This is a genomic window from Halomonas sp. WWR20, from assembly GCF_054602495.1.
Map to the genome: position 1 here is coordinate 228,095 of NZ_JBTRHR010000003.1, position 14,381 is coordinate 242,475.

The following is a 14,381-nucleotide window of genomic DNA, read 5'->3' on the forward strand; positions in this document are numbered from 1 at the left end:
GTCGATACGATTCGATAAATCAAGCAATTAGGAAGCATTGTAGAGCGCCCTATGCGACGGCCACAACTCCCCCATCCCGCCTGGATTCAAGGTCCTTTCCGGATTGTTCGTATCCTGATCCAGCGCTTCGACGAGCATGATGGCTTGAAGACCGCTTCGGCGCTGACGTACACGACACTGTTTGCCGTCGTGCCGTTTATGACAGTGTTGTACGCCATGCTGTCGGGCATCCCCAGCTTTCAAGGCGTCAGCGAGCAGATTCAGTCCTTGGTATTCCGCCAGTTTGTGCCCACCACGGGCACTACGGTGCTGGAGTATCTGCGCGATTTTTCCTCGCAGGCCCGCAACCTCACCGGGGTGGGGCTGCTGTTTCTGTTTGTGACGTCGGTCTTGATGATGGTTACGGTCGAGCATGCGTTCAACACTATTTGGCGGGTACGCCACAGCCGTCGAGGGTTGGCAAGCTTTCTGTTGTACTGGACGGTGCTCACGCTCGGCCCCTTGCTTGTGGGCTCGGGCTTCCTGCTGTCCTCCTATCTGGCATCGCTGAACGTTTTTCGCGGTGCGGCGTCGTTGTTGGGAGGGCTGGCCAACGTATTACGTGTCTTGCCTTTGCTGTTGAGCTTCATGGCTTTTCTGTTCATTTACATGGCGGTGCCTAATTGCCGCGTCCGGCTACGCCATGCCGTGATCGGCGCGGCGACAGCGGCTCTGGCGCTGGAACTGGCCAGAAGCGGCTTTTCCTTTTATGTCTCCTCCTTTCCCACCTACCAGGTCATCTATGGCGCTTTTGCCACCGTCCCGCTGTTTCTGGTCTGGGTATTCCTGCTATGGGCAATTGTACTGCTAGGGGCAGAACTGACGGCCTGGCTGGGAGAGAGGCAGCAAGCCGATTGGCAACAATGGCCGGATTTCTGGCAGGCGCTGGGAGTCGTGGTCCTGTTGCGTGATGCTCACGTAGATGGCCGTCCCTTGCGTGACAAGACCTTGGTCTCGCGTCTGGGCAACCATAATCATCGGATCATGGAGCCTTTGGCCGCGATCGGCATTGCAACACAAACCGGCGACGGCAGTTGGGTGCTATCGCGTGACCTGGATACCATGACGCTATGGGAATTGATTCAAGCGATACCTTGGCCGATCCCTGAGCTTGACAGCGTACCGTTGCCCCGACTTCAGCTGCTTTATGATGCGTTGTTGGAAGGCTGTGAAAATCAGCGACATGCAACACAAAAGTCCTTGGGAAGTCTTATAGTCGAGTCGCGCGCCATAAAATGAGATCAATAAAGCATTTATACCGTTATCTTTTTATATCAAATCAATAAATCTTAAAATCCAAGTTAACATAAATCATTGAAATTCAGTCAATAAAAGATGCCATATTAAGTAGCCAATGAGGAACCCAAACTAGAACTCACGCTCCAATAGATGGGAACAGTTGCGAGGAGAGAGCCGGTGAATCAATCCGCAAGAAGTGATGATTGGGATTTCCGTCGCGCCATGGGAGGGGACATCCAGCCATTGACCAAGGGGCTGGATCGGGCCGATATAAGAGACGTATCGCAAAGATCCCCTTCAGAAGCCCAGCTAGCAAAAAGAGAAAGTGCCCAGGCTTCTCTGGGAGACGATAATTTTCTTTCCGATGAGTTTGTGGAACTATTGCCTTCACATGATCCGATTGAGCACCGGCGTGATGGCATTCAAACTGCGGTGCTCGATCGCTTGCGCCAGGGGGGCTATCCTCCCGAGGCTCGCCTGCATATTCAGAAGATGCCGCTCATCGAGTGCCGACGTGAACTGTTTAAGTTCGTTACCGAGGCCCAGGCACATGACCTACGCTGCGTGATGGTCGTGCACGGACGGGGAAAGGATATGGCTAGCCATGCCAATGTCGTACGCTCTTATGTCGCCAAATGGCTGATGCAATTCGAAAACGTTCAAGCTTATGCTTCGGCACATGCCGCACACGGAGGATTGGGAGCCACTTACGTCATGCTGCGCAAATCCGAACGCGCACGTGCGCGAAATCGCGAGATTCAGCAAAAGCGGCGGGGTGGATAACTCAACGCGGTTACGTCGATTACATAAAAGCCTCGTTCATCGCGAGGCTTTTTGCGTTGATAGTTCAATTACTTGAGGGCTGCTTCGCGCAAGCGACGCGTGAATAAAGGCTCATCGCTATCGATTCCCGGTTGGTAGCTAATACTGAAGGCGCTCAGTGCCCGTTGCGCATCATCAAGCTGCTGGTCTTCACGCAGGGCCAGTGCATCGAAGCCGCAGCGCGTCATGTAGTACAGTTGATCGACTAGCACATCACCGATGGCCCGCACCTCACCTTGATAATGAAAGCGCTCGCGTAACAAACGCGCCAACGTGTAGCCACGCCCGTCGGTGAACACCGGGAAATCGATCGCCACGAGAGGGGCCTCTTCGAGACGGGAGGCGAGCTCAACCGAAAGGTCACTATCGCTGGGCAGCCAAGGTGCCAATTGGGCCGAATTTTCAGCCTCACGCCACAGTGCCAACGGCACGATAGCGGGGCGTTTCTCAGGCAGGACCTCGGCATCTCGTGAAAGAAACCACGTATCTTCTGCCGGCTGCCCAAGCTTGAGCAGCGTTTGGGTGTGACCGGGCGTGTTGTCAGGCAGGCTGTTAAGCATAAACCCGCTCCTTGAATGGCTTGAGACCGATACGACGGTAGGTATCGAGGAAACGCTCGTCCTCTTGGCGCTGCTCGACGTAGACTTTGAGGACTTTGTCGATCACCTCGGGGACATCTTCGCGGTAAAAGGAGGGGCCCAGGATCTTGCCCAGCGTGGCGTCATCGTTCGCGCTGCCCCCTAGCGAAATCTGGTAATACTCCTCGCCTTTCTTGTCGACTCCAAGAATGCCGATGTTACCGACATGGTGGTGGCCACAGGCATTCATGCAACCGGAAATGTTCAGATCGAGCGGTCCCAGGTCGTAAAGGAAATCAAGGCTCTCGAAACGTTCCTGAATGGCCTGCGCGATGGGTATGGATACCGCATTGGCCAGGGCACAATAATCGCCGCCGGGACAACAGATAATATCGGCCAGTGTGCCCACGGTGGGATTGGCCATGCCCAAGGCCTCGAGCTTGTGCCACAGGGCTTCGATCTCGTCCACCGGCACGTCCGACAACACCAGGTTCTGTTCATGGGTGACACGCGCTTCGCCAAAGCTGAAGGCGTCGGCCAGGTCGGCAATGGCTTCCATCTGATCCGCGGTAACATCACCAGGAGCGTGTTCGCGGCGCTTGAGTGAGAGAGTCACTGCTTTATAACCGGGGACCTTGTGCTCGGTCACGTTGTTGGTGACAAAGCGTGCGAAGTGGCGGTTCTCCGCGCGGAGCCTTTCGTATTCGACGTTGGCCGTCTCACTGACCTGACGGCGATCAGGCTCGGGAAAATGGGCACGGGCCGTGGCGACGATGTCCTCATTCAGTGTCTGCGGCCCATCCTTCATATGCGCCCACTCCGCATCGACACGACGCCGGAATTCGTCGATCCCCAAGGCCTTGACCAATATCTTGATACGCGCCTTGAACTTATTGTCGCGCCGGCCAAATTGGTTATACACCCGGACGATGGCTTCGAGATACGTCAGCAGATGCTGCCAGGGCAGATCGTCACGCACCACATCCCCGATCATCGGGGTACGTCCCAGGCCACCCCCCGCGAGGACACGGGCCCGGAGTTCTCCGGCATCGTTCTTCCACAAGCGGATTCCGATATCATGCACTTGAATGGCCGCACGATCCTGCCGGGCACCGGTCACGGCAATCTTGAACTTGCGTGGCAGGTAAGCAAACTCGGGATGCAGCGTCGACCATTGACGAATCAGCTCGCACCAAGGGCGTGGATCTTCGACTTCGTCATTGGCAATCCCCGCGAACTGGTCGCTGGTCGTATTGCGAATGCAGTTGCCACTCGTCTGGATGGCATGCATCTGCACCTTGGCCAACTCGGCGAGTATGTCAGGAACCTCTTCCAGCTTGGGCCAGTTGAGCTGAATATTCTGGCGAGTGGTGAAGTGGCCATAGCCTCGATCATAACGGCGCGTGATATCGGCTAGGGTGCGCAGCTGATGGCTGGATAGCATGCCGTAGGGGACGGCGATACGTAGCATCGGAGCATGGCGCTGAATGTAGAGGCCGTTCTGCAGGCGCAGTGGCAGAAACTCACCTTCGCTCAAGCGTCCGCCGAGATAGCGGTCCATCTGATCGCGGAACTGCGCAACGCGCTCATTTACGAGCGTCTGGTCATACGTGTCGTACCGATACATTCAGGCATGTCCTACTAGTCAGAATGGCCGAAGCAGAGCGGCAGCATACTCTGCCTTATATTCTATTAGTGAATAAGCATTCAATGCATGCTTGAGTATATGTTATAAAAACTTAACTTGAGAAGAAAGTAGCCACGGCCGATTTATGGCCAAATCGGCACGTCTGGTCTGGCTCGTCCCTAGCGATTCCCAGGTGAACAAGCACCTCCGAACGGATCTTGTCAAAGAGCCGACAGTCGGAGGTGCTGAAGAGACGATCTGGCATTATTCAATCGATATCGTAGGAAAGCACCGGAGACAGCCAGCGTTCCATTTCGGCGAGGGGCATTCCCTTGCGCTCCGCCAACGCTTCGACCTGATCCCGCGTGATCTTGCCCGTCGAGAAATACTTCGACTGCGGATGCGAGAAATACCAGCCTGAGACAGCTGCTGCCGGCCACATGGCGAAGTTTTCAGTCAGAATCATGCCGGTATTAGCGGTGACGTCCAGCAATTGGAACAGGGTGGCCTTTTCGGTATGGTCCGGGCAGGCCGGGTAGCCGGGAGCGGGGCGGATGCCCTGGTACTTTTCCGCAATCAACGCATTGTTATCGAGCGTTTCGTCGGGGACATACCCCCATAGCTCCTTACGTACGCGCTCATGCAGGCGCTCGGCAAAGGCTTCGGCAAGGCGGTCCGCCAAAGCCTTGACCATGATCGCACTGTAATCGTCTCCCGCCTGCTCGTAGCGCTTGGCGAGTTCGTCGGCGCCATGTCCGGTGGTGACCGCAAAGCCGCCGATCCAGTCAGGTTTGCCGCTCTCCTTGGGAGCGATGAAGTCAGCCAGGCTGTAACAGATGCCATCGCGATTCTTGGTCATCTGTTGACGGATATGATGCAGGTGCGTCAGTACCTGAGTTCGAGAATCATCGGTGTAAACCTCGATGACGTCATCATCCACGCTATTGGCCGGCCAGAATCCAATCACTCCGCTCGCAGTGAGGTGTTTTTCCTCGATCAGCTTGCGCAACATGCTCTGAGCATCGGCAAACAGGCTGCGGGCCGTTTCGCCGACGATCTCATCCTCGAGAATCTTGGGGTATTTACCCGCCAGCTGCCAGCTCATGAAGAAGGGCGTCCAATCGATACGCTCGACCAACTCCTCCAGATCGTAATCGTCAAAAACCCTGACACCGGTAAATGTCGGGGCCACCGGCGAATGGTTGTCCCAGTCGGCGCGAAAGCGCCTTTTTCGGGCTTCGGCGTAAGAAAGGTCCGCCGCCTTGGGACGACGCTTGGCGTTTCGCTCGCGCACCTTTTCATACTCGGCGCGAATGTCCGCGACATAGGCGTCGCGCAGACCCGGCGAGAGCAGCCTTCCGGCGACCCCGACGGCACGCGAGGCATCGGTGACATAGACGACTGGATGCTGATACTGAGGCTCGATCTTGACGGCGGTATGCGCCTTGGAAGTCGTGGCGCCGCCAATCAGTAGTGGCAACTCGAATCCTTGTCGCTGCATTTCCTTGGCGACGCTCACCATCTCATCCAGCGAGGGTGTAATCAGCCCCGATAGACCGATGATATCGGCCTTCTCGTCAATCGCGGTTTGCAGGATCTTCTGGGCGGGCACCATGACACCGAGGTCGACCACGTCGTAATTGTTGCACTGCAGCACTACCCCGACGATGTTCTTGCCGATGTCATGTACGTCGCCCTTGACGGTCGCCATGACGATCTTGCCCTTGGCCTGGGTGTCCTCGCTCTTTTCCGCCTCGATATACGGGATGAGCAACGCCACGGCCTGCTTCATGACCCGGGCCGATTTTACCACCTGAGGCAGGAACATCTTGCCTGCGCCGAACAGATCGCCAACGACGTTCATGCCATCCATGAGCGGACCTTCGATAACCTCGATAGGGCGCTTGGCTCTTACGCGGGCCTCTTCGGTATCCTCATCGATATACACCGTGATGCCCTTGACCAGGGCATGCTCGATACGCTTCTCGACCGGCCATGAGCGCCACTCCAGATTCTCCTTCTTTTCCCCGGTGCCGCCGTCGCCCTTGTACTTCTCAGCGATATCCAGCAGCCGCTCCGTGGCATCATCACGCCGGTTGAGTACGACATCCTCGACGGCGTCACGCAGCTCTGTCGGCAAGTCATCATAAACCGCCAGCTGACCGGCATTGACGATTCCCATCGTCAGCCCGGCACGGATGGCATGGTAGAGAAAGGCGGAGTGGATCGCTTCGCGTACCGGGTTGTTGCCCCGAAACGAGAAGGACACGTTGGAAACGCCGCCGGAGACCATCGCATGAGGCAGATTCTGGGTGATCCACTGCGTCGCTTCGATGAAATCGACGGCATAGTTGTTGTGTTCTTCGATGCCGGTGGCGATGGCAAAAATATTAGGGTCGAAGATGATGTCTTCGGCCGGAAAGCCAATCTCGTCTACCAGTAGCTGATAGGCTCGCCGACAGATTTCGGTCTTGCGGGCGAAAGTATCGGCCTGCCCCTGCTCGTCGAACGCCATGACCACGATAGCGGCTCCATAGCGTCGACAGGCGATGGCCTGCTGGCGAAACGCCGCTTCGCCTTCTTTCATCGAAATGGAATTGACGACCGGTTTGCCCTGAATGCACTTCAGGCCTGCCTCGATGATTTCCCACTTGGAGGAGTCGATCATGATCGGGACGCGAGAGATATCCGGCTCCGAGGCGATCAGATTCAGAAAGCGCACCATCGCTTCCTGAGAATCGAGCATGCCCTCATCCATATTGATATCGATGATCTGAGCGCCGTTTTCGACCTGTTCGAGAGCGACTTCCAGCGCAGTGGTGTAATCCTCGTCCTTGATCAGGCGCTTGAAACGTGCGGAGCCCGTGACATTGGTGCGTTCGCCGACATTGACGAACAGCGAATCCGCTTCGACATTGAAGGGCTCCAGGCCCGACAGGCGGCAGGCGCGAGTTCGCTGTGGTACGACTCGCGGTGCAACGCCATCCACAACTTCACGAATGGCCGAAATATGCTCCGGCGTCGTGCCGCAGCAACCGCCGATAATATTGACCAGTCCGCTATGGGCGAACTCGCGGATGATGGTAGCCATCTCGTCGGGCGTCTGGTCGTACTCACCGAACTCATTGGGCAAACCGGCATTGGGGTGAGCCGAAACGAAAGTATCCGCCTTGTGAGACAGTTCCTCTAGGTAAGGGCGTAGATCATCGGCGCCCAGTGCGCAGTTGAGGCCCACCGACAGCGGCTGGGCATGCCGGATCGAATTCCAGAACGCTTCCGTGGTCTGTCCGGAGAGCGTGCGCCCCGAGGCGTCGGTAATCGTCCCCGAGATCATGACCGGAAGGCGCCGGCCCAGCGTCTCGAACAGTTCCTCCAAGGCATAGATAGCCGCCTTGGCATTGAGTGTATCGAAGATGGTCTCGATCATGATCAGATCGCTGCCACCCTTGATTAAGGCTTCGGCGGCCTCAAGATAGTTCTCGCGCAGCGCATCGAAGGTAACGTTACGCTTAGCGGGATCGTTGACATCCGGCGAAAGCGAGGCGGTCCTGCTTGTCGGCCCCAACACACCGGCGACATAGCGCGGCATCCCCGTTTCCTCGGCAACCGCATCGCATACTTCTCGGGCGAGGCGTGCCGACTCGAAATTGAGCTCGCCCACCAGGGATTCCATGCCATAGTCGGACTGCGATAGCCGAGTGCTGTTGAACGTATTGGTTTCGACAATATCGGCCCCGGCCTCAAGGTAGGCACGATGAATATCGCGCACCACATCCGGGCGGGTTAACGCCAGCAGGTCATTGTTGCCCTGTAGTTCAGAGGACCAGTCGGCGAAACGGGCGCCACGGAAATCCGCTTCGGCGAGCCGATAGCTTTGCAGCATGGTGCCCATGCCACCGTCAAGCAGCAGGATCCTATGGGTCAAGCTTTCGGTTAGCGTCTGAAAAACGGGTGAAGCAAAAGGCAAGGAAGCATTAGCGGCAGCCATGACGGTGTTTGGGTCTCCGGCAGTATCGATTCGTTCTTGTAGACAGCATGATGGGCTATCGAAATTGACCGCTATGGTAGCAGAAAGCGCCCCCCGCAGGGCATGGGGCTATACCCTAGCAATTCACTCGGGATTGTGTCTGCACGGGGTTTTTCTTACCATAAGTACTATTCTCACTCCGGAGTGCAAGATTTATGAGCCAAGCAATTCAGATTACCGACAACGCTCAAGGGTATCTTGCCGAACTGCTTGAAAAGCAGAGCGTGTCGGATATCGCCGTGCGTGTCTTCATCACTCAACCGGGTACGCCTTACGCCGAAACCTGTCTGGCCTACTGCCGCCCTGGTGAAGAAGAGCCCACCGATGAGCGCCTGGCACTGGAAAAGATCACCGTCTTCCTGGATAAGAACAGCTTGCCGTTTCTTGAGGAGGCGGTGGTGGATTTCAACCCGGATCGCATGGGTGGGCAGCTGACCATCAAGGCACCCAATGCCAAGATGCCCAAGGTCAATGCCGACAGCCCGTTGGAAGATCGCATCAATTATATTCTGTACAGCGAAATCAACCCGGGCTTGGCCGCGCACGGTGGTGAAATCAAGCTTATCCAACTGACCGAGGAGAGTGTCGCGGTGCTTCAGTTCGGGGGAGGTTGTCAGGGGTGTGCAGCCGTCGACCTGACATTGAAGGAAGGGGTGGAAAAGACCCTGATGGAGCGTATTCCCGAGCTGGCAGGCATTCGCGACGTTACCGATCACAGCGATGCTACCAATGCCTACTATCGGTAAATGCTAATTAAATTTATGCTCGCGAGCATATGATTTAGCGCTGGGAATGCCCTTGGAAGGCGCGGATTTTAAGCGTAACGCTCGTTCGCCAGGGTGCCTCGATAAGATATTGTTGGAGGGTCGAATGCGATACCTGAAGGCGCTGGCTTGTACCCTGTGCTTGTTTGCGCCCGGGGCGTTCGCCTTGGATACCTCATTAGTCAGTATCGGGACCGGCGATACCTCGGGCGTCTATTATCCGGCCGGCGGGGCGATTTGCCAGTTGATCAATCAGGATACGACAGAGCACGGTGTGCGTTGCAGCGTGGCCACGACGGGCGGGTCAGTCTATAACGTCAACGGGATCCGCACCGGAGAGCTGGAACTGGGAATCGTTCAGTCGGACGTGCAGTACAACGCCTACCACGGCGTAGGAGCGTTCGGCGATATCGGCCCCTACGAGAAACTGCGCGCAGTATTCTCGCTATACCCGGAACCCTTTACCGTGGTGGCGGGCAGCGGGAGCGGTATCCATGGGTTTGATGATCTCGAAGACAAGCGCGTCAATATTGGCAATCCAGGATCGGGACAACGCGCGACGCTGGAAACACTGCTTGCTGAAAAAGGCCGGGATACCGACATGTTCGCGCTGGCTTCCGAGCTCAAGGCCTCGGAAATGTCACGCTTGTTGTGCGAAAACCGTCTCGATGCCTATACCTACGTGGTCGGGCATCCTTCCGATGCTATTCGGGACGTGATTGCAGAGTGCGATGCGCATCTGGTCAATGTGAATGACGAGGCAGTGGAGCATCTGCTGTCTCGTTATCCGTTCTATAGCGTGACGACGATTCCTGCCGGTACGTACCCCGACATCTCCGAAGATGTGACTACGTTTGGCGTCAGAGCCACGCTGGTGACGTCCGCTGATGTCAGTGCGGATGTGGTTTATCGGCTCGTCAAGGCGGTATTCGAGCATTTCGACCAGTTTCAGCGCCTCCATCCCGCCTTTCGAAACCTGACCAAAGAGGAAATGGTCAAGCAAGCTCTGAGCGCGCCGTTACATGAAGGTGCGCGGCGTTACTATGAAGAGGCAGGGTTTCTTTGAATAAACTCTGTCCAGGCTGGCCCGCGCGTTACGGGGTTGGGTTTTAGTAGACGAAAGGGGGCAGCGGCGTTTGAGCGAGACGCTGCTGCAACTCCCGATAGGTATCCCATAGCTGCCGATAGTCTTGCTCGAGACGAGATCTATCGTGCTGGGCCTGTTGCGCACGTGTCTCAGCCGCTTCGAGCTGTTCCCCCAGGCGCTGTCGTTCCCATCTGCCTTTGCGCTCGTTCTCCCGCGCATCTGTATAAAGCCTGCGCTGTTCGGTGAGTTCCCGTTCCATTCGCTCGAGACGCTGTTCCACGGAAGCCACACGTTTGACGTGTTGTTTTTCCTGAGCCTGTCGCTCCTGGCGGGACTCGTCGAGTAATGCCATGAGCCTGGCTTCCGCGGCCTCGTGACGCTGCTCCTCCTGTGCAAGACGCGCCTGATAGTCGCGCTGCAATTCTTCTATCGACTCACGATGTTCTGCCTGCAACCGTTCTTGGTGCCGGGAGGCGGCATGATGTTCAGCTTGGGCTTTTGCCAACTGCTGCTCAAGACTCTTTTCGCGTTGCTGCGTCGATTCAAGCTCGCTTTCCAGGCGTGCGGACAAGGTTGTTTTGTCTTCAAGGCGTGCCTGCACCTGGCCAAGATGTTCATTAAGTGCGGCTAGCCGCTGAGCGGCATCCTCTGCTTCACGCTGTGCCTGTCGAGCCTGCTCCTGCGCGGCACTGATACTGCGGTCGGCTTCCTCCCGGTAATGGGCAAGCTGTTCGACCGCCAGCTGCTGCGCCTTGTCCCACAGAGTCTGTGCCCATCCTTCCAACGGTTCGGGTAATTCCGCAGCCGCAGGATAATCACGCTTTTCCTCGCGGCGAGTTCGCCACTCACGCAGGTGCTCGCTGATGGTAGTGAAACTGCCGGTTCCCAGCACTTCGCGTATTTTCTGCACGCTGGGGTTCTCGTGCCGTTTTAACAGAGTATCGACTGCACGTTGTACATCCTCGTACTGAATACCACTGCGTGCCATAGCGCCTCCCTAAGCCTCCAGTACCGATAACCCAGTCTTGCGTCGCTTATACAAGGCGATCATAGCTGATGCGTTCGATAATGGACATAATTACGTAATACGTAAAGTGTAAAATACATTATTTTATAAGATTAAAATTCATGATTACGCGGCTTATCTTGAGTTTTTATGGCGGTAAGCGGACAATGCGCCCGCAGTGACGCAAACAGCATGAGACGTGCATGAAGAGAAAAGCCTCGAGGAGCACATGACGCAGCGACCGAACGATTTCCCAACCTTTCCGGCTCGGGCCGCCAAGGCGCAGAATTTCGACGCTGGAGACTTGATCCATCCGCTTATGGACGAGGCGCCTTCAGGGACGCTCCGGATCAATGCCCGCAACGATAGGCAAGCAGTGAGCCAATGGCTGATCGAGTATCGCGAGAGTCCACAAACATTTCGCAGCTATCGCAAGGAAGCGGAGCGCCTACTGTTGTGGCTGGAAGGGCGAGGGGAAAGTCTGGGCAGCTTGCGCCGTGACTCACTGGATGAATACGAACGCTTTCTGGCAGATCCACAACCCGCCTCGCACTGGGTGGGGCCGCCACGCTCACGTCAGTCCCCCGAATGGCGGCCTTTCAGACGGCCATTGACCGCTGCCAGCCGTCGACAGAGCCTAGTGATCCTGCAGGGGATGCTGGCCTGGCTGGTCGAGGCGGGGTGGCTCGATCACAATCCATTCCGGCTGATGCGGGGCAAGCGGCGCAAGCTGGACAATCGTGCCCCGGGCCTTGAGCGCTACCTGCAGCAGCCGTTATGGCAAGCCCTTTGGACATGGCTTGAGCGGCCCATAAACGAGCCCATGACGGCAGCGCGACGCCTGGACCACGTGCGCCGACGCTTCATCCTTGGCTTTGCTTACTTGTTGGCTCCGAGGGTGCATGAAATGGCGGCCGCCTGCATGAACGATTTTCGCTACCGGGAGGGCTTCTGGTGGTGGAGAGTCGTCGGGAAGGGCAGCAAGTGGGCCGAAATTCCGGTGCCTCCCGACATGCTGCACCTGCTTCAGGAATGGCGCGAGACATTGGGACTGCCGGCCAAGCCTGACAGCACGGAAGATACTCCACTGCTTCGCAGCCTCGACGGCCAGCGCGCCCTGGGTGATAACCAACTCTACCGGCTTATCCGCGCCACGTTCCGTGAGGCAGCGCAGGCGCTCGAAGAGGAGGGGATGGAGCACGAGCACCTCCGTAGCCTGCGTGCCGCAACACCGCACTGGTTGCGACACACGGCATTGACGCACCAGGCTCAGGCCGGCGTGGAATTGCGCTACCTGGCCAAAACTGCACGCCATGCCCGGCTGGACACTACGGCCCGTTATTTACATGCCGAAGCGCACGAATGGCAGCATCAACAGGCACGGCATAAGGTGAGTCGAGCAGATGAGCCGCCTGAGACGTTATAATGCCGGCAGCCACGCGTTAAAAACACCCGCAGGAGGAATCATATGACCGCCCAGGATGCCCAGACGGAACTGGTCGAGGAATTTTCACTCTTCGACAATTGGATGGATCGTTACCAATATCTCATCGATATGGGGAAACAGCTACCCACGTATCCCGAGCCGCTCAAAACCCCCGAAACCAAGATTGCGGGCTGTCAATCGAATGTCTGGATGCATCACGAGGCACGGGACGCCAAACTGCACTTCGAGGCGACTTCGGATGCCGCCATTGTGTCGGGGCTGATCGCCGTATTAATGCGGATTTACAACGACCGCACGCCTGCGGAAATCCTCGCGACCCAACCAAGCTTCTTGAATGACCTGGGCCTCGATAAGCACTTATCCCCTACGCGCAGTAACGGCCTGCATGCCATGCTGGGAAGAATTTATGAAGTCGCCGAGCGTGAGAGGACATCTCACTGAGTCGAGCCAGCCTACTCAGGGGGCATTTTCCTTGCCCCGAGGAGGGGCTTGTTCAGCATCATCGTCAGCGGTGGGATGAGGGCAGCGGGGCGGGACAAGATCGATACCGCCAGGATGCCATGGATGACACTTGGCGATGCGCCGCAGCCCCAGCCAGCTGCCTCTGAACGGGCCATGCTCGGAAATGGCTTCCAGCGTATAATGCGAGCAGCTTGGCCAGAAACGACAGCGCGGCCCCAGCAAGGGGCTGATCAAGTACTGATACCCCTTCACAAAACCGATCAGCAGCGTGGCGACTCCTTGACGAATCACGAGGCTCATTTCCCGGCAGAGGAGTACAGTTCAGCGGGATCCATCAGCGGGGCAGCGTCGACCCTGGCACTGTCCGCGTCCAGCGCTACATAAAAACAGCTGCGTCGACCGGTATGGCAAGCCGGGCCATGCTGGTCGACACTGAGCAGCAAGGTATCGCCATCGCAATCCAGATGAGCCGTCTTGAGGTGCTGTACCTGTCCGGAGGTTTCTCCCTTGCGCCACAATTTCCCCCGCGAACGTGACCAGTAACAGACGCGCCGTGTAGATAAGGTTTCCTCGAGAGCCTCTCGATTCATCCATGCCAGCATCAGCACCTCGCCACTGCCGGACTGCTGCGCAATGACCGGTAGCAGCCCGTCGGCATTCCAGCGGATAGCCTCGAGAATGTCGTTGAGGGCATGCTGCGTGCCTATCTCTGCGGCTTCCAACGCCTTGAACAGTTCACTCATGAATCACCTTCGCTGGGTATGAATGGCAGGAAATGCATCAGCTCGCAGAGCATTGATCGCAGGAACCTAGCAACTCGATGGTTTGACGTTCGATACGAAAGCCTTGCCGGCGCGCGGCGTGGACCAGCTGATCGCCCACCTCGTCGAGATGCAGCTCTTCGACACGCCCGCAGTGCCGACAGATCAGCAGCTGGAAGCTATGCACATGCTCCGGGCAAGGGCAGGCCACATAGGCGTTGAGCGACTCGATACGATGCACCAGCCCTTGGTCGATCAAAAAGTCCAGTGCACGATACACCGTCGGCGGCCTGGCTGAGGCGTGCTCACCCGCCAAGCGATCCAGCAGGTCGTAAGCCTTCAAGCCGCCGGGCGATGACGAGATCATTTCCAGCACACGGCGGCGAATGGGAGTAAGACGCGCACCCCGCAACTGACACTGCTGTTCCGCCTGTCTAAGAAGGGCTTGGGAATCGAACATTACAGACCAATAGAATTCAGGAAAACGGTATTTTACGCCTTTCGCCATACCCTCGGCCAGGC

General features: G+C 57.0%; 13 protein-coding genes. 6 read left to right on the forward strand and 7 right to left on the reverse strand.

The genetic code is table 11. The features are described 5' to 3' along the window. Positions 1 to 51: 51 nt before the first annotated feature. The gene (locus ACW4DH_RS07515) at positions 52 to 1,278 is read left to right on the forward strand and encodes a YihY family inner membrane protein (protein WP_459635754.1); all 1,227 of its coding nucleotides are present in this window, start codon (positions 52 to 54) and stop codon (positions 1,276 to 1,278) included. Between the two features lie 177 nt (positions 1,279 to 1,455). Then, entirely contained in the window at positions 1,456 to 2,061 is a 606-nt protein-coding gene (smrA, locus tag ACW4DH_RS07520; RefSeq protein WP_459635755.1) for a DNA endonuclease SmrA, read from the forward strand. A 68-nt stretch (positions 2,062 to 2,129) separates the two neighbouring features. Here smrA and ACW4DH_RS07525 read toward each other — a convergent pair whose 3' ends face one another. From ACW4DH_RS07525 to metH, 3 genes are all read right to left on the reverse strand, one after another. After that, positions 2,130 to 2,660, reverse strand: a complete 531-nt coding sequence (locus ACW4DH_RS07525; protein WP_459635756.1) for a DUF934 domain-containing protein — start codon at positions 2,658 to 2,660, stop codon at positions 2,130 to 2,132. Further along, positions 2,653 to 4,305 (reverse strand): nitrite/sulfite reductase, encoded by a 1,653-nt coding sequence (locus tag ACW4DH_RS07530; protein WP_459635757.1) that lies wholly within the window; start codon positions 4,303 to 4,305, stop codon positions 2,653 to 2,655. The genes ACW4DH_RS07525 and ACW4DH_RS07530 overlap by 8 nt, the downstream gene beginning before the upstream one ends. Before the next feature lie 268 nt (positions 4,306 to 4,573). Beyond that, a complete protein-coding gene (gene metH, locus ACW4DH_RS07535; RefSeq protein ID WP_459635758.1) occupies positions 4,574 to 8,293 on the reverse strand; it encodes a methionine synthase in 3,720 nt (1,239 codons plus the stop codon). 194 nt (positions 8,294 to 8,487) lie between these two features. On the opposite strand from metH, the gene nfuA reads away from it, so the two are divergent. Both nfuA and ACW4DH_RS07545 read left to right on the forward strand, forming a co-directional pair. Further along, positions 8,488 to 9,078 carry a Fe-S biogenesis protein NfuA gene (nfuA, locus tag ACW4DH_RS07540; RefSeq protein WP_459635759.1) on the forward strand — a complete coding sequence of 197 codons (591 nt, stop codon included), beginning with the start codon at positions 8,488 to 8,490 and terminating at the stop codon, positions 9,076 to 9,078. Positions 9,079 to 9,202: 124 nt separating this feature from the next. Next, entirely contained in the window at positions 9,203 to 10,162 is a 960-nt protein-coding gene (locus tag ACW4DH_RS07545; RefSeq protein ID WP_459635760.1) for a TAXI family TRAP transporter solute-binding subunit, read from the forward strand. A gap of 43 nt (positions 10,163 to 10,205) precedes the next feature. Here ACW4DH_RS07545 and ACW4DH_RS07550 read toward each other — a convergent pair whose 3' ends face one another. Beyond that, entirely contained in the window at positions 10,206 to 11,171 is a 966-nt protein-coding gene (locus ACW4DH_RS07550) for a DNA-binding protein (RefSeq protein WP_459635761.1), read from the reverse strand. A gap of 337 nt (positions 11,172 to 11,508) precedes the next feature. Between ACW4DH_RS07550 and ACW4DH_RS07555 the strand changes: the two genes are divergently transcribed. Both ACW4DH_RS07555 and ACW4DH_RS07560 read left to right on the forward strand, forming a co-directional pair. Beyond that, a complete protein-coding gene (locus ACW4DH_RS07555; protein ID WP_459635960.1) occupies positions 11,509 to 12,615 on the forward strand; it encodes a tyrosine-type recombinase/integrase in 1,107 nt (368 codons plus the stop codon). A gap of 42 nt (positions 12,616 to 12,657) precedes the next feature. Beyond that, the gene (locus tag ACW4DH_RS07560) at positions 12,658 to 13,077 is read left to right on the forward strand and encodes a SufE family protein (protein ID WP_459635762.1); all 420 of its coding nucleotides are present in this window, start codon (positions 12,658 to 12,660) and stop codon (positions 13,075 to 13,077) included. 15 nt (positions 13,078 to 13,092) lie between these two features. Here ACW4DH_RS07560 and yidD read toward each other — a convergent pair whose 3' ends face one another. Genes yidD through ACW4DH_RS07575 form a run of 3 tightly spaced genes read right to left on the reverse strand, consistent with a single transcriptional unit; the run spans position 13,093 to position 14,319 of the window. Further along, positions 13,093 to 13,398, reverse strand: coding sequence for a membrane protein insertion efficiency factor YidD (gene yidD / locus ACW4DH_RS07565; protein WP_459635763.1), 306 nt, complete (start codon positions 13,396 to 13,398; stop codon positions 13,093 to 13,095). Then, the gene (gene hisI / locus ACW4DH_RS07570; protein WP_459635764.1) at positions 13,395 to 13,841 is read right to left on the reverse strand and encodes a phosphoribosyl-AMP cyclohydrolase; all 447 of its coding nucleotides are present in this window, start codon (positions 13,839 to 13,841) and stop codon (positions 13,395 to 13,397) included. Before hisI ends, yidD begins: the two co-directional genes overlap by 4 nt. A gap of 37 nt (positions 13,842 to 13,878) precedes the next feature. Next, positions 13,879 to 14,319, reverse strand: a complete 441-nt coding sequence (locus ACW4DH_RS07575) for a Fur family transcriptional regulator (protein WP_459635765.1) — start codon at positions 14,317 to 14,319, stop codon at positions 13,879 to 13,881. Between the last annotated feature and the right edge of the window lie 62 nt (positions 14,320 to 14,381).

What these genes read in the sequence shown, in the direction of transcription:
- ACW4DH_RS07515 (WP_459635754.1), top strand. Translation starts at nt 52, where the DNA reads ATGCGACGGCCACAACTCCCCCATCCCGCCTGGATTCAAGGTCCTTTC.
- ACW4DH_RS07525 (WP_459635756.1), bottom strand. Translation starts at nt 2,660, where the DNA reads ATGCTTAACAGCCTGCCTGACAACACGCCCGGTCACACCCAAACGCTG.
- ACW4DH_RS07530 (WP_459635757.1), bottom strand. Translation starts at nt 4,305, where the DNA reads ATGTATCGGTACGACACGTATGACCAGACGCTCGTAAATGAGCGCGTT.
- metH (WP_459635758.1), bottom strand. Translation starts at nt 8,293, where the DNA reads ATGGCTGCCGCTAATGCTTCCTTGCCTTTTGCTTCACCCGTTTTTCAG.
- nfuA (WP_459635759.1), top strand. Translation starts at nt 8,488, where the DNA reads ATGAGCCAAGCAATTCAGATTACCGACAACGCTCAAGGGTATCTTGCC.
- ACW4DH_RS07545 (WP_459635760.1), top strand. Translation starts at nt 9,203, where the DNA reads ATGCGATACCTGAAGGCGCTGGCTTGTACCCTGTGCTTGTTTGCGCCC.
- ACW4DH_RS07550 (WP_459635761.1), bottom strand. Translation starts at nt 11,171, where the DNA reads ATGGCACGCAGTGGTATTCAGTACGAGGATGTACAACGTGCAGTCGAT.
- ACW4DH_RS07555 (WP_459635960.1), top strand. Translation starts at nt 11,509, where the DNA reads ATGGACGAGGCGCCTTCAGGGACGCTCCGGATCAATGCCCGCAACGAT.
- ACW4DH_RS07560 (WP_459635762.1), top strand. Translation starts at nt 12,658, where the DNA reads ATGACCGCCCAGGATGCCCAGACGGAACTGGTCGAGGAATTTTCACTC.
- yidD (WP_459635763.1), bottom strand. Translation starts at nt 13,398, where the DNA reads ATGAGCCTCGTGATTCGTCAAGGAGTCGCCACGCTGCTGATCGGTTTT.
- hisI (WP_459635764.1), bottom strand. Translation starts at nt 13,841, where the DNA reads ATGAGTGAACTGTTCAAGGCGTTGGAAGCCGCAGAGATAGGCACGCAG.
- ACW4DH_RS07575 (WP_459635765.1), bottom strand. Translation starts at nt 14,319, where the DNA reads ATGTTCGATTCCCAAGCCCTTCTTAGACAGGCGGAACAGCAGTGTCAG.